This is a genomic window from Algoriphagus sp. Y33 (genome assembly GCF_014838715.1).
In the GTDB taxonomy this organism is placed as follows: Bacteria; Bacteroidota; Bacteroidia; order Cytophagales; family Cyclobacteriaceae; genus Algoriphagus.
Genome location: NZ_CP061947.1, coordinates 5502239 through 5528513 on the forward strand (window position 1 = coordinate 5502239; position 26275 = coordinate 5528513).

Consider the following 26275-nt stretch of genomic DNA (forward strand, 5'->3'; position numbering starts at 1 on the left):
TGGTGATTGGTTAGTTTTTATTTGTCTTTTCCGGAGCGTGATCCGGTTTCTTTATCTTCGCTCCCACACATCCTATGTTCTGCGTAAAAGGAATGTCTGTCGGCAGTATTCCCATACCTTCGGAAAGATCCCATTCCTCTACATCCGTGGGTTTTTCATGGTTTTTTTTGGGGTTACTGTTTTTCATAGGGGCATTTTAGTTAATGTGAAACGTCAACTACTTACTTCACTATAAAAATGGAAAGGAGGCAAGGATTGCGCCAATTTGATTAGTTACCTTAATTCAATTCCTATCTTTGGGCATGAAAGGATTTGATTTTGAAAATTCCAATCTCCCGGAGAAATTGAAAACGGTAAAAAGCAAGGCAGGAACCTTGTCTTTTTTACGCTTGATTGTCTTTTTGGCAATGGGGGGCCTATTTGTATTGTCGGTTTCGGATAACCCGGTTTGGTTGTTGTTTTTTGGGATTTCGGTTGTTGTTTTTATTTCTTTGATTAGAAAATATAATGATCAGAAAGACCAAGAAGCTATTTATCTGGCCTTGGAGAAAATGAATGACAATAGTCAAAAAAGGATAGCCAGAAAGCTTAAAGAGCTAAATAGTGGAATAGAATTTCAGGAGAAAGCACATCCATTTTCCAATGATCTGGATCTCTTTGGAGATCATTCTCTTTTTCAGCTTCTGAACCATACCGTTTCCAAGGATGGAAAAGAGGCGTTGGCAGAAAAGATGAAATCCGGAATTGATTTGGCCAGAGCGGAGACATTTCGTGAAGCTTCTGCAGAGTTGGCTTCAAAACCAAATTTTCTTCTTGCTATGGAAAGCATAGGGATGGCTTTTTATAATGAGGAGAGATCAAATTCGGGATGGATTAAATGGCTGCATGAGGAAGATAAAAATACGTTTTTGATTACTGTTTTTGCCTTTGTTGGCCCCATCGGAGGACTTGTTTTTTCGGTCTTAGGATATCTGGGGTTTATTCCGGCTGCATTGATTGGTGTCTGGATATTAATTGGGATGGTGTTTCTGGGAATGGTGTTCAGGCCCTTAAAAAGAGCAGCTGAGTCGATTCCCAGCAGAGATCAGCTAAAAACATATCGTTATTGGCTTGCTGTATTGGAAAAAGAGCCACTAGAGTCGTCGCTTCTGAAGAAGATGCAGGCACCATTTCTCACCAAAGAGGTCAAAGCTTCTACACTTTTTGATCAACTGGATGGGCTGGGCTTGTGGATTCAGAATCGAATAAATTTATTATATATTCCTTTGAACTTATTTTTTTGGACTGATCTGTTATTATACCTCAGGTTAGTTTCTTGGAAAAGAAATTACGGAAATCTCATTGCTGATTTCCCTGCTCGGTTGGTGGAGTGGGAAGTGTTGATTTCCCTGGGAGCTTTTGAAAGTGAAGTTGGCGGAAAGGGAAAAGTAATCCACGTGGAGAAAGGATTGATAGGTAAAGTGGTTTCGCATCCTTTGCTTGAGCCTGGTGTGGCTGTACCAAATGATTTTATTATTGATGGGCAACAACGAATTATTTTGCTCACGGGAGCTAATATGAGCGGAAAAACCACTTTCATGCGAACGTTGGGAATTAATTGTGTGTTAGTCAACCTAGGTTTGAAGCCTTTTGCCGAGGAATTTGGCTTCTCTGCATTTCAGCTTTACACCAGTATGAGGAATACCGATAATTTGGGAGAAAGCGTAAGTTCCTTTTATGCCGAGCTGAGCCGTATCAAGCAATTGATAGAGAGAATAGAAAATGGGGAGCAGATCTTTTTCTTGTTGGATGAAATTCTGAAAGGGACGAATACAGAAGACCGGATTGCAGGATCGGAAGCACTGATCAGGCAGGTGGACAGTACTGAGGCGTTGGGGATCATCAGTACCCATGATATAGAATTGGCAGAATTGGAAACAAGGATGAGTTCGGTAAATAACTTCAGTTTTCATTCCGAGATACACGACCAGTCTATTGATTTTGATTACAAAATAAAACGGGGGGCATGCCCGAGTTTCAATGCACATAAGCTCATGGAATTAATGGGGATTCGTTTTCAAGAAGAGAAGTAAATCCCCTTTTCGATGAGATTGATTTATTTTCGATTACAATTTAACTATGGCTATACCATCGCAATCCCCCGTTTTGGGTGTCCTCGGAGGAGGTCAATTGGGCCGCATGCTTATTCAGTCGGCGATCAATTACAATCAAGATATCCACATCTTGGACCCGGATCCAAATGCACCTTGCAAGGATCTGGCACAGCGTTTTACAGTGGGCTCACTTAAGGATTTTGATACGGTTTATGCTTTTGGACATAGCTGTGATGTGATTACGGTGGAGATTGAAAGTGTTAATACGGAAGCACTTGAACAATTGCAGCGGGAAGGAAAGAAAGTTTATCCACAACCTGATATCTTAAGTCTCATCAAGGATAAAAGAAAACAAAAGCAATTTTACCAATTGCACGGAATTCCTACCGCTGACTTTATTCTTACGGTAGACAAAGCTGATGTTATCCATAACGCTGATTTTCTTCCCGCTGTGAATAAGTTGGGCAAAGAAGGCTATGATGGGAGAGGCGTTCAGGTTTTGAGAACAGATGCAGATTTGGAGAATGCCTTCGATGCTCCCGGGCTTTTGGAGAAATTGATTGATTTTGAAAAGGAAATTGCGGTGACCGTGGCTAGGAATGAATCGGGAGAGCTGGTGGTATACCCTGCTGTGGAATGTGCTTTTCACCCAACGGCCAACTTGGTTGAGTTTCTTTTTGCTCCGGCGGAAATTTCCCAAGAGATAGCAGAGAAGGCAGAACAAATTGCGAAGGATGTAATTCTTAAGTTGGGAATGGTTGGTATTCTTGCCGTGGAAATGTTTGTGACTAAGGATGGGCAAGTTCTGGTGAATGAAGTAGCCCCAAGGACTCATAACAGTGGGCACCATACCATAGAGGCGAATTTTACTTCCCAATTTGAACAGCATTTGCGGGCAGTCATGAACTGGCCACTGGGAAATCCGGATTTGAGATGTCCGGCAGCAATGATTAACTTACTGGGAGAAGATGGTTATGACGGCCCTGTTTTGATAGAAGGAAAGGATGAGGCGATGGCAGAGCAAGGTGTCTACATTCATTTGTATGGGAAGAAAATCACCACGCCATTTAGGAAAATGGGACATGTGACCATTTTGGCAGATACGATTTCAGGCTTGAAGGAAAAAGCGCAACGGATAAAAGAGTTAATCAAAATTAAAGCTATACAATGAAACCACAGGTAGGTATTATTATGGGAAGCCAATCGGATCTTCCCATTATGGCTGAAGCGGCACAAATGCTTGAAGAATTGGGTGTAAGCTATGAGTTGACGGTGGTTTCTGCCCATCGTACACCACAGCGGATGATTGATTATGCCCATTCGGCGCGTGAGCGTGGGATCAAAGTAATCGTAGCAGGAGCCGGCGGAGCTGCGCATTTGCCCGGAATGGTGGCATCGATGACAAGTCTGCCGGTGATCGGAGTTCCTATCAAAAGCTCAAATTCCATTGATGGCTGGGATAGTATTTTGTCGATTTTGCAAATGCCTGGTGGAATCCCCGTAGCGACAGTAGCTTTGAACGGAGGGAAAAATGCAGGGATTTTGGCAGCATCAATTGTAGGTTCTTTTGACCCTAAAGTAGGGGAGAACTTAGATGCTTACAAAAAAACGCTCAAGGAGAAAGTGGAAGAATCCGCCGCCCAGATAGAGGCTAAGGGGTGGAAAGAGCTATTAAAGAAATAAAAAATGCGGCTGGAAAGCCGCATTTTAATTCATTGCCATGAATTGGAAAAAGATAATTCGATTTAAGATAGGGGATGTCCCTTGGGAAATTCCCCTGGATGTATTGGTCCTGTTGGGAGGGATTGCCTTACTACTGATGGGGGCAGGTGCCTATTTTGGATTTCAGTTTGGATCTGGCTAATCAGTAAAGATTCCCCAGCCGTCATCATTTTTTTCGTTAGGGTCAAAACCCTTAATCCACTCAATAAAGAGTAAACGATATTCCTCTATAGCTTCTCTGAGAAGTTCTAAATGTTCTTCTGCGTGGGTTCCCTCCATTCCAAGTTGATAGGTCATGGAATAGAGACTTTTTGCATGTACTTTCATGACTACAGCTTTCTCCATTTTCAAGACATAGTCGGAAGCACCTTCTGCTCCACTGAATCTGCTAATCATTGTAGTAGTATCCTCCAGCATAATATTGCCGTAAAGCTCTTTTCTCGCCTCATCCAAACTCCCCACTAGGGCACGGGTCAAGGCAAATATATCCTTAGACTTTTTCATCAAGGGATGCTTGTAAATGTTTTGGTGCTCCTTACGTGCATCAAACTCATCGTCCTCATCCCAGTCAGCCTCATCATCATCGAAATCGTCCCACATTTGGCATTTGTGTTTTAGAATGGCAATTTGTCCTCTTCTCCTTCTGAGTGAAAACTGTCTACCTCAGGCATTGCTGAATTGGCAGATCCTGCTCCACCGGCTCTATCTACTTTGTATGCTTTCACTTCAGTATACCAGCGTCCGTTGTACTCACGGCTTTCCACATCTATACTCAACGTCACATTTTCTCCTGCATTTACAGAAAATTGATCGATTTTGTCTCCCCAGAGAGCCACACATACTTTTTTTGGATATTGCCCTCCTGTTTCAAGGATGAATTCCTGCTTTCTCCATGCGTTGCCACTTTTTGAATTTCCACCTACTTCGGGTAGTTTTTGGATTACTTTTCCACTCAATTCCATTGTCGTATTATTAAATGTCTGTCTGTGCGAAGTTACACATTGCCATTGAAATCTCCTGTTTGGAGTATCGCTAATTACTTTGATTGAGGAGTAGACTTTAACATTTTTTGGCATAAACATTGGTTCTGAAGAAGTAGAAGCAAGCCCCGTTCTAAATAAAGTTTTGCACATTGCTGTTTCTGTAATATTAAATTTGGATTATTCTTGTAGATAAGTTTATGGGATAAAATCCTTGTGTTTTCTTTGCACAGTTGTATTCGAAATCATACTTTTAAACAGTTTCTTTTTCTTTCACTCTTAACTGATACTATGGTCTAGACCTTTACGTTTATAATAAACCAACTTAAAATGAGTAAACGAATTGGTCCAAAGGACAGCGAATTGATTGCACAGTATCGAAATGGTAGTGATGCAGCCTTTGATTTATTAGTAGATCGCTACCAAAGTAAAATGTATAGCACCATTTTTCTGATCGTTAAGGATCAGAAGGTAGCTGAGGATTTGCTCCAGGATGTATTTGTGAAAGTGGTCAAAACACTTAACTCTGACAAATACAACGAGGAGGGCAAGTTTCAGCCTTGGGTGATGCGGATATCTCATAATCTGGCCATTGATTATTTTCGAAAGGCCAAAAGATATCCTTCCATCCTGATGGAGGATGGTTCGAATATTTTCAATTCGCTCAAGTTTGCGGAGGAAAATGTGGAAGATCGACAGGTAAGAGAAGAAAATATTGAGTTGGTGAAGCGTCTGATAGAGGAGCTTCCTGAGGCTCAAAAACAGGTCTTGATTATGCGGCATTACTTGGATATGAGTTTCCAGGAGATTGCAGAGCAGACCGGCGTAAGTATAAATACCGCTCTTGGAAGAATGCGATATGCGCTGATCCACTTGCGGAAGAAGATGAAACAACTAAATTTTGCATATGATAAAACCATTTACCCCAAATGATCTGGTAAGGTATATTTACCGGGAGATGTCGGAGGTAGAGCAAGAACTCTTAGTGCAAGCCCTGCATAGTGATGATTCACTAATGCAGGAGTATGTAGAAATGCTGAGCACAATAGAGCAAATGGATCAGATCCAGCTTCAACCTTCGGAGAGAGTAGTACAAGCGATCAAGTCGAGAGCGCAGTCTACGGGACTCGAGCGAGTCTGAAAATACGGTAATCCCGCTTCAAGCGGGATTTTTTTTATTTAGCGCTACAATGAAGTGTGGTGAATGCGGGTTTTTAGATTTCAAATACGCTGAATTTTGCCAAAATCCCGTTGGCATTGTTTATAGTGTCCTGCATGCCTTTCAAATTCTACAACCTTGAAACTAAAGATTAAAATCTAGGGAAATAGCACTTTCGGTTTCCTATTACAATTTTTTTCTGGTATTCAGCAGACAAACTCTAATCCAGTCGATGTAAGTTAATACCCAATTGACATTCTTTTTGCAGCATTTTTAATTTTACTGTGCTATGACAGAGTATTCCCTCATCTCCAATTGATGGCAATCAATTGTTTAAAGAATTCCCTCAGCATAATTTTCAGTTTAAAGATTTTTCTAAAACCGGGCTGATAGGAAGCGACATCAGTGCAGATGACATTTCATCGCTAGACGAGCAACAGCAGCTTCACTTAGCTTAAAAAGCTCAGAAATCATTTTTGAGTTAATGTAGAAGAAGTTAAGTCGTAGCTGCCCGATTCCGCTTTTAAGTAAATTATATAAATAAAAATGTATTTCAAATAATTTTTTATGTTTTCATAATGCAAAAAAATGTATATTTACGACTAATTACATTATTCAAAATGGTAATATGATTTAGAGGTTGGCTTGTCATCACAAGACCCTAGTAGGAAGAAATTCTTCATGTGAACAGCTACAAGCTATTAGAACAGAAATATATTCAGGAAAATAAAATGAAAAAAGTTGTATTGTTGGTAGAAATAGTAATAGCGCTTGTGTCTGTTTCGTGCTCAATTAATTATGAGGATGAAATTTTAGTTTCCGAGTTCCAGGGAGAATGGAGCGGGACTTATATAGGATCAGATGACAAAGGTGCTTGGAATATGACTATAACCCAAGAAGGCCATATATTCGGGATGACTACTTCTGAAGTATTTAATGAAACTTACGAAGTTTATGGTATTTTGGAAAAAAGAGGAAATTTGTGCGTAGTCACTGGAACTGCGTCAAGTGGGGCTTACTTCACAGGACATATGTCTGGAAATATAGCGGAGGGAATCTGGACTATTACAGATTCTGATAAAAAGGCAGAATGGAAAGGGAATAGGAAGTAAGGGGATATTTATTTAGTCTTTTTCGGGATCCTTAGTATATTCCGCTCAACCTCTTAAGTGGTGGAAATGGGGAAAATAGAATTTAATTGGAAACTGTGTTGACGTTTCGCTTGTGATTTTTTGTTAGCCAAAGACCGGTAGGCATAGGACTAGAAAAAGAAGATATTTTTTGGTTTGGTATTCAGTTTTTTTTTCTGGCCTTTGTTTGTGTCTGCTATGTCGAACTGGGTTAAAAACAATTAAAGTACTATCTCGAAAAAGAGTAAATGAAAAAGGTTGGATAAAATCCTCCTTCCTTTTCATAAAACTTTGCACTTTTCAAGGTTAATCAATACTTAATCAAAAGTCTTCGAACTATCCGAGACCATCTCCTTAATTTCTGAAAGCTCCTTTTCAGTGAGGTCTCTCCATTTTCCAACCGGAATATCCAAATGCACATTCATGATCCTGATGCGCTTCAATTGGACTACTTTAAAACCGAAATGCTCGCACATTCTTCGGATCTGGCGATTGAGTCCCTGGGTTAAGATAATCCGGAATTTGAATTTACTGATTCTTTCTACGTCGCAAGGGTCTGTCACTGTATCCAAGATCGGGACCCCTGATCCCATCAGTCTGATAAACTCATCATTCACAGGTCTATCCACAGTGACAATGTATTCCTTTTCATGGTTGTTTTTGGAGCGAAGGATCTTATTGACAATATCACCCTCGCTGGTAAGGAGAATCAGCCCTTCACTGTCTTTATCTAAACGGCCTATAGGAAAAATACGCTTTGGATGGCCTATAAAATCTATAATATTATCTTTTTCTCCTTTTGTATCTGTTGTGCTGACTATTCCCACAGGCTTGTTGAATGCTATATAGGTATGAGTCTGAATAGGTTTTCCCACAGGTTCACCGTCTACTGCTACCACATCATTTACTCCCACCTTTGTTCCCAATTCAGGGACTTTGCCGTTGATGGTAATTCTGCCTTCTTCCAAGAGTTTGTCGGCAGCCCTTCTGGAGCAAAAGCCTACTTCACTTAGGTATTTATTTACTCGTATTAGTTGATCTGCTTCCACGGGATTAGAATTGGATATGTGCTGTGCAAGTTAGGTAATCTGAGAAAAGTCTTCAGCTGTAATCCAATCTGTTCTGATTCAAGTCTGAAGGACTAATTCCAACGAAGAAATAAGACTAAAACTGTGAACCCTTAGAATCTTTGTGGTTTAAAAGTAAAAAAAGCGCAAATCCTGAAACTTGCGCTAGTGTATTTTTTCACACTATTACTCCCCTTTCGGTGGAGTAGTAGGCTTTGGTGCCTCTGCTACCAATATTTCAGGCTCACCGGGAATTCTGATGGATGCCAGTCGCTCCATATATTCAGTTTTTTTAGACTCAAAAGCCATTCTGTACTTTGCTTCGATCGGCTCAGAAGGCGGTATTTTCTCCTTTAACCAGTCTTCTTGTTTACCATTTTTCCAAAATCTGAAACAAAGATGTGGTCCGGTCGCCAAACCGGTACTTCCCACGTAGCCGATCACCTGACCTTGTCTGATTCTCGTTCCGGGCTTTATGCCTTTGGCAATCTTTGACATATGTAAGTACTGAGTGGTATAGGTGCCGTTATGCTTGATTTTCACATAATTTCCGTTGGCCGAAGTATAGCGGGCATCTGTTACCGTGCCTTCGCCTACAGAGCGAATCTCTGTTCCTTTTGGTGCGGCATAATCGGTTCCTAAGTGAGCTTTGTATCGCTTCTGTACTGGGTGAAATCTTCTCAGGTTATATCTTGAGCTGATTCTGGAGTATTTTAGCGGGTCTCTCAAAAAAGCTTTTTTGAAGCTGTTTCCATCTTGATCGTAGAAGTTGATCTCTCCATTTTGCTCAAAAGGGATCGCATAATATGGTTCTCCTTTATGTTCGAAAAATGCCGTTTGGATGTCTGAAACTCCGACTACGATTCCGTCAATTATTTTTTCCTGATAAGATACTTTGTATTTGTCTCCTTTTTGCAAAGCTCCAAAATCTATTGACCAGCCGTACAAATCTGCAAACTGATCAATGATGTCATAAGTCACGCCTTGACCGGTCATATCGGCAGAAAGGTTGGAGTTGATAATTCCACCGGCTTCTTTGGTTCTATATTCCACCGGTTTTTCTGCTTTGTAAATATCAATGGAGTCTAGATTAAACACCACATATTCTGAGGGGTTTGGCTCGTAGATGAAAAATTGAGCCTTGGTGGAATCGGCAGGGGTCACCACTGTAAATTTCTTGTTTGCAGCGATCCCCCTCACATCAAAAATCTCCTTTGACTTTTTGGCGATTTGGTCTATAATCTGATAGGGGACATTGAAAGGGGCAAGAATAGACCCGAGTGTCTGGTTTTTACTCACGGTTCCTTCTACAATATTCAGCCCGGTGACGTTGATTCCGTAGAGAAAAACCTGATTCTCCAGAGAATCAATTAGAGGTGGTTCTACGATTTCTGCTTCCTTTTCTGCTTGAAAAGGGAGGCTGAAAAATTGGAGTGAAGATGCTGCGCCAATAAGAATAACCAGTGCTGCAATTCCTATCCAAGTCTTTTTCATTACTCTATACTATTTAGGGAAGGTGAAATTTAGTTCAATCAAGCAAAAAAGGGCTTTTATTCCAAGCTTTGAGGCGTAAACCTTTTGATTGCCCCTCTCCAACTATCATACCAACGAAGGAAACGGAGTTATTATTTTATTTTCACACTACTTATTAAGGTAAACTTCTTAATACGTTGAATAAACTTTACTTTTTCTTGAAGATCTTTTCCCAATTTCTTTGAGAATTTCAAAGAAATTGGGAAAAGATTGCTAATCATCCAATGATTCGTGTGTTCTCACGGTCATTTCTTTATCTTTGACATCCCAAAAAAAACTAAATAAACATGCTGAGAACGCATACTTGTGGCGAACTTCGCCTTGATCACGTAAATCAAGAAGTAACCCTTGCCGGCTGGGTGCAGCGGGTAAGAAATAAAGGAGGTTTAATCTGGGTCGATCTACGCGATCGATATGGTTTGACACAGTTGATTTTTGAAGAGGATTCCAGCGAAAAGGCACTGTTGGAAAAAGCAGCGGAATTAGGAAGGGAATTTGTAGTTCAGACGACCGGTAAGGTAATCGAGCGAACCTCTAAAAATGATAAAATTCCTACCGGTGCTATCGAGATTAAAGTAACGGCACTTGAAGTATTGAATGCTGCGAAAGTTCCACCATTTATCATTGAAGATGAAACTGACGGCGGGGATGAGCTCCGCATGAAATACAGATACCTGGATCTACGGAGAAACGTGGTGAGAGAAAAGCTCCAACTGCGTCACAAAATGATGCAGGAGACACGTAAATACATGGATGCCCAAGCTTTCATTGAAGTGGAGACACCGGTTTTGATCAAGTCCACCCCGGAAGGCGCTCGTGACTTCGTGGTGCCTAGCCGCACAAACCCGGGTGAATTCTATGCATTGCCCCAGTCTCCACAGACTTTTAAGCAACTGCTGATGGTTTCCGGTTTCGACAGGTATTTTCAGATTGTAAAATGTTTCCGCGACGAGGATTTGAGAGCAGATCGTCAGCCTGAGTTTACCCAGATAGACTGCGAAATGTCTTTTGTGGATCAGGAGGATATCCTGAATACGTTCGAAGGCCTGACCAAGCATCTTTTCAGCACCGTAAAAGGTGTGGAGCTGGAAGAAGTGAAGCGGATGACGTACGCTGATGCCATGAAATATTATGGTAATGACAAGCCGGATCTTCGATTTGAAATGAAATTTGTAGAGCTGAATGACCTTGCCAAGGGAAAAGGATTCAGCATTTTTGACCAAGCGGAGTTGGTAGTGGGGATCTGTGCCAAAGGAGCGGCAGAATATACCCGTAAACAACTGGACGCACTGACTGACTGGGTAAAACGCCCTCAGATCGGAGCCAAAGGCATGGTGTACGCCAAATACAATGCTGACGGTACAATCAAGTCTACGGTAGATAAGTTCTACTCTGCTGATGATCTTCAGGATTGGGCAGATGCATTTGGAGCAGCACAGGGAGACTTGATGTTGATTTTGAGTGGTGATGCGGATAAAGTCCGTAAGCAGCTCTCCGAACTTCGTCTAAAAATGGGTGAAGACCTAGGTCTTCGTGACCGCACGGTTTTCAAACCACTATGGGTGATGGACTTTCCATTGCTGGAGTGGGATGAGGAGACCAATCGCTTCCACGCGATGCACCATCCATTCACTTCCCCTAAGAAAGAAGATATTCCATTGCTGGATTCAGATCCCGGATCAGTAAGAGCAAATGCCTATGATTTGGTAATCAATGGTGTGGAAATCGGAGGCGGTTCCATCCGTATTCACGACCGGGCAACGCAGCAATTGATGTTTAAGCATCTTGGATTTTCTGAAGAAGAGGCACAAAAGCAGTTTGGTTTCCTAATGGAGGCGTTCGAATACGGAGCACCGCCACATGGGGGAATAGCCTTTGGATTTGACAGACTCTGTGCGATTTTTGGAGGATCGGATTCCATCAGGGATTACATCGCTTTCCCTAAGAATAACTCCGGTAGAGATGTGATGATTGATTCGCCTAGCAGTATAGCTGATGAACAATTGACAGAATTGTCTATTCAGTTGGCAGTAAAGAAGTAAGTTAAACAAAATATACTGAAGAGGCTGTTGCAGAAATGTGACAGCTTTTTTTGGTTAGGTAGCTTGCAGAAAACGGTAAATATCAACTTTTTCCAACCAATGTCCGTATTCTCACTCAAAACTATTTCGTTATTTTCACAACATCCGATAAGCCCTATACCAACAGATATTCGTTGATTTTGAAGCGTATTAGATACAACAAAAACTGAAAGTGTATTTTCAATTATTGGTTTCCACTTTTTTGCTTTTTTCCTCGGCTTACCACCTTGTAGCACAAGATGCTACATCGATTAAAGCCCATAAAGATTCCTTAGATGGTGTAGTCAGAGACTATTATAAGTTGAACCTTAAAATATTTCATGAAATTCACATACAAAAACAATGAACATACAAACTCACAAAATAGGTGAAACAGAGATTGCGGAAGTGATTTCAGATAAGACAGTAATACAAAACACGGAAGATGCATTGGATCTGATGGGTGATATTTATTATCAAGGCTTCGATAAAATCATTCTGCATCTAGAAAATATCACTGCAGATTTTTTTGACTTAAAGAATAAAATGGCGGGCGAGATTCTTCAAAAGTTTTCGAATTATCGGATTAGTCTAGCAGTGGTGGGCGGTTTTACCGGATTTACGAGCAACAGCCTGAGAGATTTTATTTACGAAAGCAACAAGGGGAGACAGGTGAATTTTGTTGCATCTGTTGACGAGGCATTAAATGCCTTGACCAAGTAGGGGTTGGTTGATATCAAGGCAAGAATTGGCTGAAGCCCCAGTCCCAATTGCCAATGACCCGAAACTTGTTCATTTTTTCGCAAGTCGTTGATTATAAACTTTTATAACTGAAAAGCATTCTCAGGCGACCAATTCACAGTGGGAATTCCCTTTAGTAATTCTTTCCTGAATACCTGTATCAGAATTTTTATCATACGCTGTCTTCCGGCGATGACAAGCCCGATCATGGCAGTGACGAACCTCTGACCAAGCCATTTTAAAAAGTTGTCCCTTGCTGCCTACGGTAGTAGACTTCAACAGAGGTATAAAATATCGCGCTTTTGCGTGAAAATTCTTTCCCCCACTAAGGGTAAATCCTCCTCCTCTTGTCAAAGAACCAAACTAAACACATTAATATGCATTCGTTTACTAAGGTTTTTGCGGTGTTATTTTTCATGGCAATCAATCCCCTCCAAGCACAACAACTTACACAGACTATCCGCGGCACGGTGATCGACCAAATCACCAAGGCACCTATGCCCGGTGCTACGGTAATGGTTTTAGGCTCAGATCCTGTGATCGGGACTTCTTCGGATGTGCATGGAGATTTCAAACTCACAGGGTTGCCATTGGGTACATATTCACTCAAAGTGAATTTTATGGGCTTTAAGGAAATTATTAGCCCAACTATCCAGCTCAATTCAGGGAAGGAAGTAGTTCTTACAATTCCGCTGGAAGAAAACGTCACTCAAATCGACGAATTCGTTGTGACTGCTACAGAGAAGGACCGAACTGTCAACGATATGATTCAGGTGAGCGGAAGAACGTTCTCCGTAGAGGAAACAAGGAAATTTGCCGCTGCGGTAAATGATCCCGGACGTATGGCAACTTCCTTCTCGGGTGTTACAGGTACGGACGATGGCAATAACAATATCTCGATCCGCGGCAACAGTCCCAATGGCCTGCTTTGGAGAATGGAAGGGATCGATATCCCAAATCCCAATCACTTTGTCAATCCAGGTACTTCAGGAGGCGGCATATCCATCTTGAGTTCGCAGTTGCTGGCCAATTCCGATTTCTTGACAGGGGCTTTTCCTGCAGAATACGGCAATGCACTTTCGGGAGCATTTGATCTAAATCTTCGAAAAGGGAATAATGAAAACAGGGAGTTCACGATCCAGGCAGGAATTCTTGGTTTGGACTTGGCCGCAGAAGGGCCTATTGCCAAAAATTACAAGGGGTCATACCTTGTCAACTACCGCTATTCCACTCTTTCATTGCTTTCGAATATTGGGTTGCCTTTGGGCGATTTTGTGACCAATTTTCAGGATTTGTCCTTTAATATCTATCTGCCAACCGGATCGAAAAGCAACATTACTCTTTTTGGATTTGGAGGGCTTAGTGATCAGAAGGGAAATGCACTCACGGATTCACTGAACTGGGAATCTGAAGAAGATCGCTATGGAAGCACTTTCTTTTCCAATACCGGTGCTGCAGGAATCAAACATTCCTATAGTTTGAATGAGGCAAATTTCCTCCAAACCACTGTGTTGGCCTCAGGAAATGGCTTGGGGACTACCTCTTCACGATTAGATGACAACTTACAGTTTCAGGATCGCTATTATAACAAATACAGCAATTCCAAGATCACTTTCAGTTCTGTTTTGAATACCAAATTTTCTGCAAAAGCGAATTTGAGAAGTGGTGTCTATGTAAATCAATTGTATTACAATCTGCGTGAAGATGACTTCGAAGAAGGTATGAGAGGCTTAAAGACCAATATCAATTCCAAAGGAAATACACAGAGTATTCAGGCTTTCTCCCAACTCAACTACCGTCCCGGCGAGCGCTTGACTTTCAATGTAGGACTGCATTACCTGCAGCTTTTGCTGAACAATTCAAACTCGGTCGAGCCCCGGGTCAGTGCTTCCTATGTGCTGGACGAAAAGCAGCGGTTGAGCTTCGGGTATGGGCTGCATAGTCAGACGCAGCCACTGGGAACGTACTTTGCTGAACAGGAAGTGAATGGACAGATTATTCTTCCAAATGAAGATCTTGGGCTGAGCAAATCGCATCATTTTGTGCTGGGCTATGATCGCTCGTTGACGCCTTACCTACGGGTGAAAGTGGAGACCTATTACCAGCATTTGTTTGACATTCCGATTAAAAGTGGTGCAGATGAGACCTATTCCATCATCAATCAGCAATGGGCTTTTGCCACAGATCCACTGGTAAATGAGGGGTTTGGGAGAAACTACGGAGTTGAGCTCACGTTGGAGCAGTTTATGCACAATGACCTGTACTTCCTGCTCTCCACTTCTCTGTACAGCTCCAAATACAAAACCAATGAGGATGTTTGGAGAAATACGGCCTACAATGGCAATTTCAATGTGACGCTGACTGCCGGTAAAGAGTACAAACTCAAAAGAGAAAGAATTCTCGGACTGAATGTCCGTGCGATCTACACGGGTGGGCTGCGCACTACACCGATCAATCTGGAAGAATCCATTGAAAAAGGGGAGGAGGTATATTATGATCATCTCGCCTATACCGATCAGAATCCCGCTTATTTCCGCACAGATCTTCGTTTTAGCTTAAAGAAAAACAAACCTAAGTCCACCCGAACCTGGGCACTGGATATCCAGAATGCCAGTAACCGAAAAAATATCTACGGCAGCTATTTTGAAGCTATGGATGGAGAGATCAAAACTTCCTATCAAGCACCATTGATTCCTATTTTGAGTTATCGGGTGGAATTTTAAAAAGTGAAACCCAAGCTCGAAAGAGCTTGGGTTGAATAACAAGGAGAGCAAATGGATCACAAAGACTTGCAAATTGGATCCATGGAAAACTGTTTCTTATTAGATTGGACTGCATGATTCTAAGGCTTGCCCGAGTGAACAATATTTCTGATTTACTTCAGTTCCTCTTATACTCCATCCAATCCACTTCCAGCTCGAATGGGAATTTCGGTTTTTCAAGTGAATTTGGATTTTCTTCCACAGCCCAATCCTCTGTATGCCAAAAGTTCATTCTATACTTGGACTCATGCAGGGGAATCCCGAGCTGAGACCCCTGATAATCCCAAAGCACTAGTGTGTCAGCGGTTTCAGGGTGTAACATCCACCATTGGATCCTGTCACTCTCCCAATCAAATCCATAGGTATAAAATTGGGACGAAGCATCGTAATTTTCGATAGCAGGAATACTTTCGGGGATATTTTGTGAACCGGTTAAAGGTGTTGGTGTCCCATTGAAACCCACTTTTGAGATTGTTTCTATGATTTTTCCCTCTGCCAGATTGATGATCCTTCCGATGCGCTGCAGCTTGCCGTGCTTACCAGTCCATGTACCTATGTATATAATTTTTGGGTTAGCTAGCAGCCATTCGAAGTCGATTTCGCTAAGACCTTTTTTTCGGTCTTCATGGTAGGTGAAATAACCGACCACAGCACCTAGATTCGGCTGTTTTTTTGTTGCATCGGGTACTTTAAGCCTAGTGAAGTAAGTTCCGAAATGAGTGAAGTGCTTGGAGATAATCTCAGGGCCCTTGCCAGGTCCGGCTTTTTCTTCTGGATTGAGTTTGAAAGAAAGAATCTGAGTTTTCGACTCAGAGGGAGACGGAACTCCTATTGTTGTATGTTTAGAATCGGCATGTCTCCCAGTCGAACCGTATCGAAAATTCTTTAATGTGGATTTGGAGAAGTCCTCGCGGAAAGACTTGTGCTTCTTATTGGAATCATTTGGAAGTAAACTAGTCACCAGTAAAAAAAGTAAGATAAATACTTGTTTCATAGTCTTCAATATAGGTGTTTTCTTATCCTATTTTGATACAAAATCAATCCCCTCAAAATCTATAAGAATTTCTAGCCTAATCTATTGAGGGTTGAATATGTGGGGGAAGCCTAAAATCAGAGTAGGATCCTGATTTCTTTTTCTCGCTACTTGTATTTTGTGTCTTGAAATCAGCATCCGCAATCCTTCATCAAGTTTTTGACCCCCTTTCGGGTAGAAATTGAGACTGCCTTATAAAGAGAGCCGAAATTCAAATCCATAGTTTGACCATCGCCTATGGGAATAGGAAGTCCGTTTATCGTGGTTTCTATAGCATAATCAGAAATAATATCACCGGTGGCGGTTTCCATCAGTGCCACTCGAAGGAAACTTTTGATATGGGTGTCGCTCTCCCAATAGCTGGGAGAATTAAAGTCTGACGGATCAGTTCTTTCCCAATTTCCAGACCAAGCCAATTCTCCTAAGCTAAGTCCCAAGAGATATGGGATTCCCAACTCTAGGTTAATGTTGGCCCGCTGAATAGGATCATTGACATCTTTGATGCCCGCATTTAGAAGCTCGTACTCCATTTGATCATATATTGTCACGTTGGTAAAGCCCTCGTCCTGAAAGATCTCCACAATCATTTTTTCCAACCGGTTCTGTTCTGAGATAGAGAGCCGCCTAAAGCTTTCTTTCCAGTTTAGCGGAAGTAGTAAAACTCCATCTTGTTGTGCTAAGCAAATATGACAGCTGATTCTAGGGTAAATCTTGGTAGAAGTGCAAGCGGAAAATGCTATTAGGGTAAATAGCAGTAAAATCCCTTTTTTCATAAGGTGTATAATTATTTTTTCTCATTTTGAAAGAAAGTAGATCGGTAACAATTTAGATAGGTTGAAGCAGAATCATAACCTGTATCCGAAACGTATATGAAGATTTGCTGCTAACTCTCCCTCATTAGAAGTGTAACCGTAGGATTTTTGGAAATAGTGAATGTATCCAAGTCCAATACCTGTCTCAAATATAAACTGACGTGATACTGCACGACGGATTCCCCAGGTTGGTATGATAGATAAATCAGGAACTCTTTTGTCGTAGTAATTTGAAATGATAAATAGATCAGGATGGAAACTGGTTTTCAATGAGAAAAAGTTGCCAAAGTTCCCTTTTGTTGTCCTTCCTTTTTTGGCTCGCTTTTCTAGATTATAATACCATCTAGGTTCAGCCGTAAATACAGGGGTAAAAATATATCCTGAATCATAAGTGTTCCACCATAGCCCAGCATCAAGACCAACTTCAGTTCTTATAGCTAATTGATCCGAAAGTCTATATTCCTTGTTTAGCCAAACACCCAGTAATCCAGTGTGGATCTCTACTCTATTGGTAGTCACAGGAGCGTCTTGAGCATGTGTGAGTGAGAATGAAAAAATAAGCAATAAGAGCGCAAGAAGGCATTTCATAAGGACTAGGAAATTAATTTGTTGCAAAACTATTCTTTTTTTCAGCATCCGACATCCGGCCTCCAACATCCATCATTTATTTCCTAGGATGAAAATCAGTCAGCACCTGCCTCAAATAATCCCTATCCAAGTGCGTATAGATTTCTGTGGTCGTAATGCTTTCATGGCCAAGCATTTCCTGCACAGCACGTAGATCGGCTCCTCCTTCGATAAGATGCGTGGCAAAGGAATGCCTGAAGGTGTGTGGGGAAATATTTTTTTCTATTCCTGCTTGCTCAGCGGTCTTTTTGATAATCAGGAAGATCATTACCCTGGAAAGTTTCTTGCCTCTTCGGTTCAGAAAAACATATTCTTCATGGCCTTTGGCGATGGGTTGATGTACCCGAACCTCATCTTTATAGATATTCAGGTATTTCAGTGCATCCTTTCCTATGGGGACCAGGCGTTCTTTATTTCCCTTGCCCGTCACCCTCAGAAACCCGACGTCTTCAAACACCTGTCCTTTTTTTAATTCTGTAAGTTCGGATACCCGCAAGCCTGAACTGTAAAGCATCTCCAGTATTGCACGGTTACGATGGCCTTCAGGCTCACCAAGTGGAATTGCCTCCAAAAGCTGCACAATTTCCTGATAGCTTAGCGTATCGGGGAGTTTTCTTCCAAGTTTTGGAGCTTCGAGTAGCTGGGCAGGATCTTCGGTGATTCTGTCCTCATACATCAGGTATTTGTAAAAAGCCTTGATTCCTGATACAATTCTGGCGTGGGTGTATTCTGATATTTCGAGTTTGGCGAGCTCGTTTACAAACTTTCTCAGATGTTCCAGTTCCAGTGTCAAAGGGCTTTGATCGGGAAAATTTGCATCACTGTATTTTGCGAGTTTTTCCACATCACGGGCATAAGCATCAATAGAATTCCCACTAAGTGAGCGCTCAAGTTTGAGGTAATGTCGGAATTGCTTGATGTGGTTTTGCCAAAGACTACTCATTGGAAGATTGGAATGGCTAAAAATTGGAAATTCAAATTTTGAAAATTTTCAATATTCCTTGATTGGCGATCATGTCAAAATCTCTATCCTGATGCCAAATTGGGACATTGTACTTAACTGCATACCAAGCAATCAAGCAGTCATTGCTTTTGCGGATAGTTACCCCTTTTTGTCTCAAACCTGAATAGATTTGAACTGAACCTAAGGCTGCTTCGTATGGATCGGCATTTAGGCGAGTCAAACTTGATAATTTTTGGGAAAGAATTCGAAAGTCCTTTTCGTCTTTTGTTCCCTGCAGAATCTCCTGATAAATAGGAGGGCAAATAACAATTAAATCCTCATCGATTAGTGTATCTAGTCTTTCAGAGATAACTGAATAAGGATTATTAAAAAAATTGATCCAAATAGAGGTGTCAGGAAGAACAAGCATCGTATTAGCTCTCTCTCATTTCGTCAAGTTTTCCTTCCCAAATGATTTTTCCCCTTAGATCACTCAATTCACGGAGTTTGATTTTACGTAAGAATTCACGCAGTGCTTTATCGACAACCTCTTTTTTGGTTTTAAGGGCAGTCTTATCAAGAATTTCATTCATCAATTCCTCATCAATTTCAATATTAGTTCTCATAACATCAGTATTTATACACCAAATTACGAAAAATCATACACAAAAGTTTCTCTTTCATAAGAATGTTTTTCAACCTTAAAACCTTCTATCCTTTCCACTTTAAAACCTGAAAATCCTTTTAACTTTGAGCCGATATCCATCAAACCGAATTTTGTTTTGAAAATCCTGATCATTAACGGCCCGAATCTTAATCTTCTTGGGAAAAGAGAGCCTGAAGTCTATGGAAGCACTTCGTTTGAAGAATATTTCGAAGAATTAAAAAGTACTTTTTCTGAAGTTGAACTTCACTACTACCAAAGCAATGTGGAGGGAGAGCTGATTAATAAGATTCACGAAGTTGGGTTTTCCTTTGATGCAATTCTGCTCAATGCAGGTGGCTATACCCATACTTCGGTGGCTATATCCGATGCCATCGCCGGGGTGACTACGCCTACGCTGGAAGTACATATCTCGAACATCTATAAGCGGGAAGAATTCCGCCACAAAAGCATTATTTCCAAGTCCTGCGTCGGAATGATCTCCGGACTTGGCCTAAAGGGCTACGAACTTGGAATCCGCTATTTCCTATAACCGAACAACCTATGCTCACATTTGCACCCGGGCCATCCAAAGTTTACGATGCCCTACCTACTTATTTGCAAGATGCCTACAATGAAGGTATTCTAAGCGCCAATCATCGGAGCAGTGCGTTTATGTCTTTGTACCAAGAGACCGAACAACTGATGCGTGAGAAGCTTCACATGCCGGAAGATTACAAACTGCTCTTCACCTCCAGTGCTACCGAGAATTGGGAGATTATCACCCAGTCCATAGTGCAGCAGGCTAGTTTTCATATTTATTCAGGTTCATTTGGAAAAAAATGGATAGGCTTTGCAAAGCATATCAACCCTGCTACTGATGGACTGAAAATCGAAGCGAATGAAGCAATAGATGTGGCATCAATGGAGATCTCAGGAGACTTTGATGTGATTGCGCTCACGCAAAATGAAACTGCCAATGCGACTCAGGTACCGATGTCGGTGATTAGGTCTATTAAAGATAAATATCCCGAGAAAATGCTTGCAGTGGATACGACTTCTTCCATGGCCGGGATAGAATTGGATTTTGAATTGGCGGATATTTGGTATGCATCGGTACAAAAATGCTTCGGTCTTCCGGCGGGCTTGGGAATACTTATTCTTTCACCCAAAGCCATAGAGAAATGTGAAAGCAAGGGAGAAAAAGGAAGGTATAACAGCTTGAGTTTTATGCTGGAAAATGCTGCCGGTTATCAGACACACTATACCCCCAATGTACTTGGGATCTATTTACTCAATCGGGTTTTGAAAGATCTGGAAGAAGTTCAGCATATCGATGCCAATCTCCGTGGACGTATGCAAAAGTTGGAAACTGCAGTGGCTCAGTCTAAGTCCCTTCGGATGCTGGTGGATAATGCAGAAACGAGAAGCACTACCGTCTTGGCAGTAACAGGCTCTGAGGAGTTGATCGCTTCGGTAAAGAAAGATGCCGAAAAAGAGGGAATGCAACTTGGATCAGGTTATGGGCCTCATAAACCAACGAGCTTCCGGGTAGCAAATTTCCCTGCGATTACTAATGCAGAAATGGATAAGTTGATTAAGTTTCTAGGTCGGTTTTAACCACAAAGAACACGAAGGTATTCGCAGGGCGCAGTTTCTAAACAACTTTACAGGCTCTTCAGACTTGGACCTTTTTGTATTGATACTCAAAAGGTTTCAAGAGAATTTGGTTTGGAGGTATTCCTGAGTTTTTAAAAATTCATGAAAATATGTTGGAGGATTATTTACCTGATGAATATTCTTTAGAGGAATAGAGAATTTAAGGTAATAAAACCTTCTTTCTTAACTATTCCGTAATTTAAAAACCTACGAGGTTTTGAAAACCTCAACCGTTATTTTCCTACTTTCGCGGCATGTTTGATTTGAAGGAAATTTTATCTGTGTCTTTAATCCTTTTCTCGGTGATTGATATCCTCGGATCTATACCGATTATCGTCAATCTCAGACAGAAAGTGGGACATATTCAATCCGAAAAAGCCGCCTTGGCAGCAGGGGTTTTGATGATATTGTTTCTTTTTGCAGGCAAATCAATTTTGAGTCTTTTCGGAATAGGTGTGGAGGATTTTGCGATTGCAGGTGCATTGATCATTTTTGCGATCGGAGCTGAAATGATCCTTGGGATCGAGCTTTTCAAATCGGATCCCGATGCCAAAGACAGTGCTTCCATTGTACCAATCGCTTTTCCATTGATTGCGGGCGCGGGAACATTGACTACGATTTTGACTCTGAAAGCTGAGTTTGCCCAGATTAACATTGCGATAGGAATCCTCCTAAATTTGATCTTGGTTTACATCGTGCTGAAAAGCACAGGCTGGCTGGAGCGAAAAATCGGCAAAACGGGTTTGGATGTCCTAAGAAGAATTTTTGGGATTATTTTGCTATCCATCGCAGTCAAGATTTTCAAGACAAATGCCTTTCCGGGCATAGAATCGGGGCTTTAAGCTGATTGTCTAGACGATTTTTAGTTAACTTTGTCCCATGATTTCCATTTACACTGACGGTGCAGCCAAAGGCAATCCTGGCCCGGGCGGCTATGGCGCTGTACTGAAATTCAATAAGCATCGAAAAGAACTTTCTGAAGGATTCCGCCTAACTACCAACAATCGCATGGAGCTCTTGGCTGTGATTCGTGCACTTCAGGCACTTACCACAGATGAGTTTCCTGTGCAGATCTATTCCGATAGCAAGTATGTGGTCGACTCTGTGGAAAAAGGCTGGATTTGGGGTTGGCAAAAGAAAGGTTTTAAAGACAAAAAGAATCCGGATCTTTGGCTTCGGTATATCCCACTTCATCTGAAATACAAACCCAAGTTTATCTGGGTAAAAGGACATGCGGGGAATATCGAAAATGAAAGATGTGACGTGCTGGCGGTCCAAGCGTCAGAGGGATTTGACCTTAAGGTAGATACCGGGTACGAAGCGAGTTTGTGAGTTACCTAGGGTTTATTTAAGTATTCGGCAAGAAACTCTTTGACAGGAAGTATTCGGAAGGTTCTTCCCTTTGAAGAAAGTGTATCCCTTTGATCAAGCGTGAGGATAAAGCCTTCGGTTTTTCCAAAAAACTCCATAGCTTCTGTAAGTCCATCCACTTCGCGCTTTTGATTGTCGAGATGGATTCTTTCTGTGACTTGTATAAGCCATTTGCAAGAATCATCTTCAAAAACCACAAAATCGCACTCCTTGTTCTCCCTGAAATAGTAGGTTTTCAACCTTGTTTTTCTGAGCAAGATATACACGAGATTTTCTAATAACCTGCCTTGATCTTTGCTAAAGCTCAAGGAATTTGCCTTGGCAAATCCGGTGTCTATACAGTAAACTTTCTTTGGATTCTTGGAGATGCTTTTAGCAGACCAACTGAATCTTGGCAGAAAAAACAGTAAATAGGCATCTTCTAGCCAAGACAAATAGTCGGAGACAGTAGTAGCTGAGCCTACCTCAAAAGTTTTTTTAAGACTATTGAAGCTCATCTCTTTTCCTACATTGGATATCAGGAAAAGCGTGATGTCCATCAGCGTTTTGGTGTTTTTTATGCTATATCGTATGGCGATGTCTCTGAAGACGATGTCCTTGAGTAAGTTTTGTAATACCTCAGGGTTTTTGTCACGCAGATATTCCGGAAATCCGCCGGAGTTCAAATACTCTTCAAAACTTGCCTGTTCATCCGGTCTTGCATTGTATTCCAAAAATTCCCGGTAAGAAAAGGGAAATATCTCATGGGCTAAGTAACGGCCCGTAAGTCTTGTCCCAAGTTCTCGACTGAGCAATGATGCATTCGAGCCGGTGACATAGACTTTTTCTCCTCGATCATGTAGCTGACGGACATAGACCTCCCAGCCCGGTACGTTTTGTATTTCATCAAAGAAATAGGTGGAGTTTTCCGCTCCAAATACCTCATCTAGTTTTGGGAAGTCCCCTATTTCAAAACCAAATATCCGTGGATCCTCAAAGTTGAAGTAGGAAAAATCTGTCGGGGTTTCTGAGATGATTTGCCGCATTAGCGTGCTTTTTCCACAACGGCGTATTCCCGTGATTACGGCTATATGTGTGCTGGAAGGCTTTAAATTCTTGGCAGCTTCTCTCTTGGTTACTGAGTTGTTCTTGAGCACCACCTTTTTTTGCCCTGCAACTGCCGATGCTATTTCTTCTTTAAGTATCATAAGGTGAGGCCATTGTTTCCTCAAAGATACAGTTTATTTTACTAAAGTATAAAAGTTTCTTTTTATAAAAGAAAATAGTTTACGTTAAAAACGTAAACTATTAAATTTTCAAACTTCTGATTTAATACCTCATAATTTCTCCATTGTCATCAGCGGTACATCGGCAGGATTGACTTCCAAAAGAGGTTTGTATTCTGCTTCAGGATATGTCCATCCTTCATCACTTAATTCATAGAGCAAGGGAGCGAGATTCTGAACTGCAGCTTTGCAGCCTTGGACTATGGCTCCCATTTTACCGGTTTGTTTGGAAAGTGCTGCTTCGTTTTCGATTTCAAAGGGACCCGTGAAATTTTTCTCCTTTAGCATATTCACAAATGCCCGCCAATCCATCGAGTCGCCTAGACCAAATCCGGGCAAAGTAGCCTCGTAGTGGTGCCTGTCCCAAGGATTGGTACTGGAAGTGATTCCTGCTTTTTCAGCCCATTCAGCTTTGATTTCCTGCATGGGATACATATTGCCCCAGAAGGGATCGGGATTGTTTCGTGTAGATTTGACGTGGATTCGTTTCAGCCGTTTCATGTCGGTGTTTTTGATCACTTCCACGGGATCAGTGTGCTGCCATATGTCATGCGAAGGATCGTAGATTTCTCCGTGATTGGACTCCGGAATGAATTCATACATGATTTTCCGTGCTGCCAAAACCCCCGGAAGGTTATTAAACGTGCCAAAGTGGCCCGAGCTTCTCCAGCCTTCCATAGGACAGTTTTCATACAATACAGTCACTCCAAGGCTGTTTGCATAGCGGATGATGGGGCCAAATACCTTTCGGTATTCCAGGAGATTTTTTTCAAAACCGCCTTCCTGGTTTCCAAGTTCGTGATTATAGCCTACGAATGTCCCGACTTTCACATCGTTTTCATCTCCGCCAAGTAAATAAGCCATTCTTATCAATCGCAGGAGATGGGTTTGATTTTTGACCCGCTCAGCAGGATCTCCACCGATGAGGTTGTCAAAAGCTCCTATAGAAAGGCGAAGTTTGGCACCGTTGAATTTTTCAATGAGTTTTTTGGCTTGCTCGGATCCGAAATTTTCATAGTCCAGATGTGTGGCCACAAAATCATCGCGTGTGCCATCTTTTCTGAAAACGCAAAGGTCAAGTCCTTGCACGCCGATTTCTATTGCTTTCTCTACTGTTTGATCCAAGGTGAGTTGGTCAAAAGCAGAAGTCATAATCCAGATAGGGTTTGCCATGGTGTTCGTATTGGGTAGGAAACAAAAGAAGGAAATAAACCAAGCGCTCACAAGAACAAGGTCTATTTCCTTTTTATGGAAAGATTTGATTTTTTTTAATCAATGCACTAAGGTAAGTGTCACTTCTTGTGGCCCCAGACCTGTAATAGCTACACTTTGAGTAAGTACCAATGTATCGGCAGTCACGCTGACAACTTTAATATCTCCGGTAGCCCCGGGAATGTCAAGTAACTCGGTATCCACTGTTAATATGGAAGTTGATTCACTGTATGACCACTCGAAATCGGCTGTCTGTGGCTCGGATTCACTGCATTTATTGGCACCGGCATCTACAACGCCTGTATTTCCACTTTCATTGTAATCAAAAGTAATCTGATTGTCCAAGAAACATGCGGGAATTGCGGAGGTGATAGGAATACCGCCAGCTGATGCGCTGCTGAATTTCCAAGCTTCACCTGACCCGATCAGTTCAGTAGCTGACTTCGGAGGATCTTTGTCATCATCTTCGCTACATGACCCTAAAGTAATGAGGCTGGCCAGCATAACTAGATAAGGGAGTTTGGAAAATGTTTTCATAGAGAAAAATGGGTTAGAAAAGAATGTGTAAAATAGTGAAAATTGGCATTAGACCCTCATAAAACAGACGTAAACCTTTTTATTCATTTTCAGCATATTTTTTTCTGATTTGCACTTTTTGCTTTTGTCTATTCCAGAGTGCTCTGGCCAAATCAGGGGCGACTTGGTCAGGTTCGGATTCATGGAGAATTTTCTTGAGCTTTTCTTCTCCAAGGTCTATTCGGTAGCAAACTTGAAGCAAGTGCTCAAACTCTCTATCGAGCATGTAAGCGATGACTTTGGATAGTGTAGCGATCGCCTTTTCTTCATCAAATTCAGTTAGACTTTCGGGAAAGTCAAAATCCTTTTGCAGCAGCAGAAAAGTTTCTTGGGATAGGGATTCACTCATGCCGGTATCAAAAAAGCCCCGAGTCTTTTCGGGGCTGGAGTATTAGTTGTCTGATTTTTCTTCTGACTTAGTCTCTACAGGTTTTTCCTCCTCAGTTTTCTGTAATACTTCGGGAGCCTGTACTTTAAGTAAGTTGTACCAATTGATCAGTTTCTTGATATCTGAGGTGTAAACTCTCGCTTCGTCTACTTCAGGAAGAACGTGCTTCATGAAAGCTCTAAGCTCAGAATCATCAGGATTGGCATCCAGACCCAAATCCCCTTTGAATTCAGCTTCAATCTTTTTCATCACGGATTCCAGCGGCTCAGCACCCTCTTCAGTCAATGTATAGATTGAAATATCACTAAGAATAGATACACGCTGGGACATGCCTGCAACGAGTTTGGTTTTTTTTGCGTCCATGCTCTCCAGGATTACCCCTGTGCGTGAAGGCTTCAAAACTTTGAACAAACCGGGTTTACCGGCTACGGTGGCAAGATCTTTAAAATTCATTTGGTTTATTTTTTCGAGGCTGCAAATATAGGATTATCAATCAAAT

At 41.6% G+C, this 26275-nt stretch carries 30 protein-coding genes; 14 read left to right on the plus strand and 16 right to left on the minus strand.

The window, feature by feature from the left end:
- Positions 1-10: 10 nt before the first annotated feature.
- Entirely contained in the window at positions 11-187 is a 177-nt protein-coding gene (locus ID165_RS22555) for a hypothetical protein (RefSeq protein WP_192347675.1), read from the minus strand.
- Positions 188-302: 115 nt separating this feature from the next.
- On the opposite strand from ID165_RS22555, the gene ID165_RS22560 reads away from it, so the two are divergent.
- Genes ID165_RS22560 through ID165_RS22575 form a run of 4 tightly spaced genes read left to right on the plus strand, consistent with a single transcriptional unit; the run spans position 303 to position 3957 of the window.
- On the plus strand, positions 303-2072 hold the full coding sequence (locus tag ID165_RS22560; protein ID WP_192347676.1) for a DNA mismatch repair protein: 1770 nt from the start codon (positions 303-305) through the stop codon (positions 2070-2072).
- Positions 2073-2118: 46 nt separating this feature from the next.
- Positions 2119-3264 carry a 5-(carboxyamino)imidazole ribonucleotide synthase gene (locus tag ID165_RS22565; RefSeq protein ID WP_192347677.1) on the plus strand — a complete coding sequence of 382 codons (1146 nt, stop codon included), beginning with the start codon at positions 2119-2121 and terminating at the stop codon, positions 3262-3264.
- Positions 3261-3776 carry a 5-(carboxyamino)imidazole ribonucleotide mutase gene (purE, locus tag ID165_RS22570; RefSeq protein WP_192347678.1) on the plus strand — a complete coding sequence of 172 codons (516 nt, stop codon included), beginning with the start codon at positions 3261-3263 and terminating at the stop codon, positions 3774-3776. The genes ID165_RS22565 and purE overlap by 4 nt, the downstream gene beginning before the upstream one ends.
- Positions 3777-3813: 37 nt before the next feature.
- Complete coding sequence (locus ID165_RS22575) at positions 3814-3957, plus strand: hypothetical protein (protein WP_192347679.1); 144 nt, start codon at positions 3814-3816, stop codon at positions 3955-3957.
- Here the strand turns inward: ID165_RS22575 and ID165_RS22580 are convergent.
- Together ID165_RS22580 and ID165_RS22585 are read right to left on the minus strand one after the other, a co-directional pair.
- Complete coding sequence (locus tag ID165_RS22580) at positions 3954-4415, minus strand: hypothetical protein (RefSeq protein WP_192347680.1); 462 nt, start codon at positions 4413-4415, stop codon at positions 3954-3956. The genes ID165_RS22575 and ID165_RS22580 overlap by 4 nt on opposite strands.
- A gap of 14 nt (positions 4416-4429) precedes the next feature.
- The gene (locus ID165_RS22585) at positions 4430-4777 is read right to left on the minus strand and encodes a DUF3127 domain-containing protein (RefSeq protein ID WP_192347681.1); all 348 of its coding nucleotides are present in this window, start codon (positions 4775-4777) and stop codon (positions 4430-4432) included.
- A 348-nt stretch (positions 4778-5125) separates the two neighbouring features.
- Between ID165_RS22585 and ID165_RS22590 the strand changes: the two genes are divergently transcribed.
- From ID165_RS22590 to ID165_RS22600, 3 genes are all read left to right on the plus strand, one after another.
- Positions 5126-5728: an RNA polymerase sigma factor gene (locus ID165_RS22590; protein ID WP_192347682.1), complete on the plus strand. Its 603-nt coding sequence runs from the start codon at positions 5126-5128 to the stop codon at positions 5726-5728.
- Positions 5703-5936, plus strand: coding sequence for a hypothetical protein (locus ID165_RS22595; protein ID WP_192347683.1), 234 nt, complete (start codon positions 5703-5705; stop codon positions 5934-5936). Before ID165_RS22590 ends, ID165_RS22595 begins: the two co-directional genes overlap by 26 nt.
- Before the next feature lie 701 nt (positions 5937-6637).
- Positions 6638-7066 carry a hypothetical protein gene (locus ID165_RS22600; protein WP_192347684.1) on the plus strand — a complete coding sequence of 143 codons (429 nt, stop codon included), beginning with the start codon at positions 6638-6640 and terminating at the stop codon, positions 7064-7066.
- A gap of 335 nt (positions 7067-7401) precedes the next feature.
- On the opposite strand, the gene rluF is transcribed toward ID165_RS22600, so the two are convergent.
- Positions 7402-8133: a 23S rRNA pseudouridine(2604) synthase RluF gene (gene rluF, locus ID165_RS22605; protein ID WP_192347685.1), complete on the minus strand. Its 732-nt coding sequence runs from the start codon at positions 8131-8133 to the stop codon at positions 7402-7404.
- A gap of 204 nt (positions 8134-8337) precedes the next feature.
- The gene (locus ID165_RS22610; RefSeq protein WP_192347686.1) at positions 8338-9645 is read right to left on the minus strand and encodes a peptidoglycan DD-metalloendopeptidase family protein; all 1308 of its coding nucleotides are present in this window, start codon (positions 9643-9645) and stop codon (positions 8338-8340) included.
- Between the two features lie 326 nt (positions 9646-9971).
- Between ID165_RS22610 and aspS the strand changes: the two genes are divergently transcribed.
- The 3 genes from aspS (at position 9972) to ID165_RS22625 (ending at position 15208) form a co-directional block, all read left to right on the plus strand.
- The gene (gene aspS, locus ID165_RS22615; RefSeq protein WP_192347687.1) at positions 9972-11726 is read left to right on the plus strand and encodes an aspartate--tRNA ligase; all 1755 of its coding nucleotides are present in this window, start codon (positions 9972-9974) and stop codon (positions 11724-11726) included.
- A 381-nt stretch (positions 11727-12107) separates the two neighbouring features.
- Complete coding sequence (locus tag ID165_RS22620) at positions 12108-12467, plus strand: DUF4180 domain-containing protein (protein WP_192347688.1); 360 nt, start codon at positions 12108-12110, stop codon at positions 12465-12467.
- Positions 12468-12862: 395 nt separating this feature from the next.
- Positions 12863-15208 carry a TonB-dependent receptor gene (locus tag ID165_RS22625; protein ID WP_192347689.1) on the plus strand — a complete coding sequence of 782 codons (2346 nt, stop codon included), beginning with the start codon at positions 12863-12865 and terminating at the stop codon, positions 15206-15208.
- A 157-nt stretch (positions 15209-15365) separates the two neighbouring features.
- On the opposite strand, the gene ID165_RS22630 is transcribed toward ID165_RS22625, so the two are convergent.
- The 6 genes from ID165_RS22630 to ID165_RS22655 all read right to left on the minus strand — a co-directional run bounded on the left by ID165_RS22630 (position 15366) and on the right by ID165_RS22655 (position 19288).
- Complete coding sequence (locus tag ID165_RS22630) at positions 15366-16241, minus strand: glycoside hydrolase family 16 protein (RefSeq protein WP_192347690.1); 876 nt, start codon at positions 16239-16241, stop codon at positions 15366-15368.
- Positions 16242-16411: 170 nt separating this feature from the next.
- Positions 16412-17053 (minus strand): hypothetical protein, encoded by a 642-nt coding sequence (locus ID165_RS22635; RefSeq protein WP_192347691.1) that lies wholly within the window; start codon positions 17051-17053, stop codon positions 16412-16414.
- Between the two features lie 72 nt (positions 17054-17125).
- Positions 17126-17680, minus strand: coding sequence for a DUF3575 domain-containing protein (locus ID165_RS22640; RefSeq protein ID WP_192347692.1), 555 nt, complete (start codon positions 17678-17680; stop codon positions 17126-17128).
- 76 nt (positions 17681-17756) lie between these two features.
- The gene (xerD, locus tag ID165_RS22645) at positions 17757-18662 is read right to left on the minus strand and encodes a site-specific tyrosine recombinase XerD (RefSeq protein WP_192347693.1); all 906 of its coding nucleotides are present in this window, start codon (positions 18660-18662) and stop codon (positions 17757-17759) included.
- Between the two features lie 31 nt (positions 18663-18693).
- Complete coding sequence (locus ID165_RS22650) at positions 18694-19092, minus strand: PIN domain-containing protein (protein WP_192347694.1); 399 nt, start codon at positions 19090-19092, stop codon at positions 18694-18696.
- Between the two features lie 4 nt (positions 19093-19096).
- Complete coding sequence (locus tag ID165_RS22655; RefSeq protein WP_192347695.1) at positions 19097-19288, minus strand: type II toxin-antitoxin system VapB family antitoxin; 192 nt, start codon at positions 19286-19288, stop codon at positions 19097-19099.
- Positions 19289-19444: 156 nt separating this feature from the next.
- Here ID165_RS22655 and aroQ point away from each other — a divergent pair, with 156 nt between their 5' ends.
- From aroQ to rnhA, 4 genes are all read left to right on the plus strand, one after another.
- The gene (aroQ, locus tag ID165_RS22660) at positions 19445-19858 is read left to right on the plus strand and encodes a type II 3-dehydroquinate dehydratase (protein WP_192347696.1); all 414 of its coding nucleotides are present in this window, start codon (positions 19445-19447) and stop codon (positions 19856-19858) included.
- An 11-nt stretch (positions 19859-19869) separates the two neighbouring features.
- Positions 19870-20925, plus strand: coding sequence for an aminotransferase class V-fold PLP-dependent enzyme (locus tag ID165_RS22665; protein ID WP_192347697.1), 1056 nt, complete (start codon positions 19870-19872; stop codon positions 20923-20925).
- Between the two features lie 293 nt (positions 20926-21218).
- Entirely contained in the window at positions 21219-21806 is a 588-nt protein-coding gene (locus ID165_RS22670) for a MarC family protein (protein WP_192347698.1), read from the plus strand.
- Positions 21807-21843: 37 nt separating this feature from the next.
- Positions 21844-22296, plus strand: coding sequence for a ribonuclease HI (rnhA, locus tag ID165_RS22675; RefSeq protein ID WP_192347699.1), 453 nt, complete (start codon positions 21844-21846; stop codon positions 22294-22296).
- A gap of 5 nt (positions 22297-22301) precedes the next feature.
- On the opposite strand, the gene ID165_RS22680 is transcribed toward rnhA, so the two are convergent.
- The 5 genes from ID165_RS22680 to ID165_RS22700 all read right to left on the minus strand — a co-directional run bounded on the left by ID165_RS22680 (position 22302) and on the right by ID165_RS22700 (position 26229).
- Positions 22302-23522: an ATP-binding protein gene (locus ID165_RS22680; RefSeq protein WP_192347700.1), complete on the minus strand. Its 1221-nt coding sequence runs from the start codon at positions 23520-23522 to the stop codon at positions 22302-22304.
- Between the two features lie 129 nt (positions 23523-23651).
- Entirely contained in the window at positions 23652-24773 is a 1122-nt protein-coding gene (locus ID165_RS22685) for a sugar phosphate isomerase/epimerase (RefSeq protein ID WP_192347701.1), read from the minus strand.
- Positions 24774-24872: 99 nt separating this feature from the next.
- On the minus strand, positions 24873-25349 hold the full coding sequence (locus tag ID165_RS22690) for a lipocalin family protein (protein ID WP_192347702.1): 477 nt from the start codon (positions 25347-25349) through the stop codon (positions 24873-24875).
- 79 nt (positions 25350-25428) lie between these two features.
- Positions 25429-25737 carry a hypothetical protein gene (locus ID165_RS22695; RefSeq protein ID WP_192347703.1) on the minus strand — a complete coding sequence of 103 codons (309 nt, stop codon included), beginning with the start codon at positions 25735-25737 and terminating at the stop codon, positions 25429-25431.
- Positions 25738-25779: 42 nt separating this feature from the next.
- Positions 25780-26229: a DUF5606 domain-containing protein gene (locus ID165_RS22700; protein ID WP_192347704.1), complete on the minus strand. Its 450-nt coding sequence runs from the start codon at positions 26227-26229 to the stop codon at positions 25780-25782.
- Positions 26230-26275 lie beyond the last annotated feature (46 nt).